The organism is Actinomadura sp. KC345 (assembly GCF_004348515.1).
Lineage (GTDB): Bacteria > Actinomycetota > Actinomycetes > Streptosporangiales > Streptosporangiaceae > Spirillospora.
Genome location: NZ_SMKH01000504.1, coordinates 1 through 2863, shown reverse-complemented (window position 1 = coordinate 2863; position 2863 = coordinate 1). Strand labels below are relative to the sequence as shown.

Genomic DNA, 2863 nt, shown 5'->3' with positions numbered 1-2863 from the left:
GGTGTGGGTGGGTTGGTGTGTTATTCCTTGGCGGTCACGGTTACGGGGGCGTAGCCGAGGTCTTCCAAAGGGGCGCGGATCTTGGTGGCGTCGCCTACGGCGATGACGGTCAGGGCCTCGGGGTCGATGTGCTTGCGGTAGGTGCGGGCCACGCCGTCCGGGGTGGAGGCGCGTACGGCGGCCAGGTAGGTGCTGGGGTAGTCGGCGCCCAGGCCGTTCGCGGAGACGTCGGCCAGTTCGGCGGCGACGGAGCGGGCGGTCTCGTACTCGGCGGGGGCGCGGTCGGCCAGCGCGCGGACCGACGAGCCGTGCTCGTCGGCGTCGATGCCCCGGGAGACGATGCCGCGCAATTCGGTCAGCGCGTCGGTCACGGCGTCGGCGGTGACCTCGGTGTGGACGGCGCCCTGCGCCATGAACACGCCGCAGTGCCGCATCCGCAGCAGGCCGGCGCGCATCCCGTAGGTGTAGCCTTTCTCCTCGCGGAGCTTGGCGTTGAGCCGGGACGTGAGCCCGCCGCCGAGCACGTGCGCGGCGACCGTCAGTGACGGCCAGTCGTGGTGGGACCGGTCGGGGACGCCGTGGCCGAAGCTGAGGTAGGTCTGCACGGAGCCCGGACGGTCGACGACGACGATCCTGGGGGCCGACTCCGGCATGATCCGGTCGGCGGTGGGCAGCGGCTCGCCGGTGCCCGCCCAGCCCGACAGGGCGGCCGTGAGGGCACCGTCGGCGTCCACCCCGGAAAGATCGCCGGCGACGACCGCGGTGGCCTCGGCGGGCACCACGGAGCCGTAGAAGGCGCGGACGTCCGAACCCTGGAGCGCCTCGACCGAGGTCCGGGTGCCGCCGGTCGGGCGGGACGCTCGCGCCTCGGACGGGAACATCACCGCGCGCAGTTCGCGCATGGCGCGCGATCCCGGGTCGGCGTCCTCCTGCGCGATCTCCTCAAGCCGTTCGCGGACGAGACGCCGCACGTCGGCGTCGTCCAGCGCGGGACGGCGCACGACCTCGGAGAACAGCTCCAGCGCGGCGCCGAGCCGCGTCGTCGGGACGTCCAGCGCGATCCGCAGCGCGGTCAGGTCGGCGTGCGCGAAGAAGCTGGCGCCGAGCCGCTCGAACGCGGCGGTCAGCGCGGTGCCGCCGCCGGGCTCGGTGCCCTCCGTCAGCGCGTGCGCCGCCAGCGCCGCCACGCCGTCGAGCCGGCGGCCGTCCCCGAGGGGCTCGCGGCCCGCACCCGCGTGCAGCACGAGCCGGACCGCGGCGAGCCGGCGGCCGGGCAGGTCGCAGCGCAGCGTCGCCGGGCCGGCCGGGACGCGGCCCGCGGTGCCGGAGGGGAACGCCCAGGCCGGGACGGGCCCGGGGACGGGACGGGGCTGCAGGTCCAGGCCGCTGCTCACGAGGTGCCTCCGTAGGTCAGGGCGGTGCGGGACCGCGGCGCCAGCCAGCGGCCCGCCATCTCCTTGATCGCGTCCCCGGTGACCGCGGCGGCGCGGCCGGGGGCGGTGAAGACCCGGGCCGGGTCGTCGAACTGCGTGGCGTTCTGCGACAGCGCGTTGGCGAGGCCCGTGACGGTCTCGGTCTGCTCCAGGAAGCCGCGCTCGGCCTGGGCGGTGGCGCGGGCGGTCTCGTCGGCGTCCGGGCCCTCGTCGGCGAAGCGCTGGAGCTCCTCGTCCAGCACGGCGGCGATCCTGTCCGGTTCCGGCCCGATCGCGTCCACGATCGCCAGGGACTGGCCGGACGCCAGCCGCGTCACCCCGGCCCATACCTCGGTGGCGATCTCGTCGCGCCGCACCATCCGGTCGTACAGGCGGGAGCCGGAGCCGCCGCCGAGGATCTCGACCGCGAGCTCGGCTGCCTCGACGTCGTCGCCGCCGTCGGTGGGCAGCGTGAACATCGCGAAGTAGGCGGGGGAGGGCACCTCCTCGTCGACCGCCTCACCGCTGATGCCGGTCAGCGGCCCGAGCTCGCCGGGGCGCGAGGGCGGCTTCTCCGGCCCGGTGGGCAGGCCGCCGAAGTAGCGCTCCACCGCCTCCAGCGTCTTCTCCGGGTCGACGTCGCCGACGACGGACAGGACCGCGTTGCCCGGCGCGTACCAGGTGGCGAAGAAGTCCGCGCAGTCTTCGAGCGTGGTGGCGTCCAGGTCGTCCATGGAGCCGATCGGGGTGTGCGCGTAGGGGTGGCCTTCGGGGAACGTGAGGGCGCACAGCCGCTCGAACGCCGTCCCGTAGGGCTGGTTGTCGTAGCGCTGGCGGCGCTCGTTCTTCACCACGTCGCGCTGGTTGTCGAGGTTGGCCTGGGTGAGCGCCGCGGGCAGCGTGCCCATCCGGTCGGCCTCCAGCCAGAGGGCGAGCTCCAGGTGGCTGACCGGCACAGTCTCGTAGTAGTTCGTGCGCTCGAACGACGTGCTGGCGTTGAAGGCCGCGCCGGCGCTCTCCAGCAGCGCGGCGTGCTCGCCCTCCGCGACGTTCGCCGAGCCCTGGAACATCAGGTGCTCGAAGAGGTGGGCGAGGCCGGTGCGGCCGGCCCGTTCGTGCCGCGAGCCCACTCCGTACCAGATGTTCACGGCGGCCAGTGGTACGACGTGGTCCTCGCAGACCACCACGCGGAGGCCATTGCCGAGCGTGTGCTCATGCAGCGGCTGTTCTGCCACGGAGCGCTCCCGTCCGTTCGATGGGTCGGCCGGCGGACAGCACCGCGCGCGTCGGCGGGAGTGCCCGGGCGGCGGGCTTGATCTCGGTCTCACCGTACCGGGTGACCGCGGCCCGGGGAGCACCCCCGCGAACTGTGGATAACCCACCCCAGGGAATCCGTTCAAACCCGGACGAACAGGGACGGGACCGCAAGGGAGGCAGGGGGAAGGCGGGGC

Annotated in this window: 2 protein-coding genes; both read right to left on the bottom strand. The window is 74.2% G+C overall.

Annotation, left to right across the window (positions count from 1 at the left end):
• Nucleotides 1-20: 20 nt before the first annotated feature.
• The gene (locus tag E1281_RS38890) at nt 21-1394 is read right to left on the bottom strand and encodes a pitrilysin family protein (RefSeq protein WP_131884696.1); all 1374 of its coding nucleotides are present in this window, start codon (nt 1392-1394) and stop codon (nt 21-23) included.
• The gene (locus E1281_RS38885) at nt 1391-2647 is read right to left on the bottom strand and encodes a pitrilysin family protein (protein ID WP_131884695.1); all 1257 of its coding nucleotides are present in this window, start codon (nt 2645-2647) and stop codon (nt 1391-1393) included. Before E1281_RS38885 ends, E1281_RS38890 begins: the two co-directional genes overlap by 4 nt.
• Between the last annotated feature and the right edge of the window lie 216 nt (nt 2648-2863).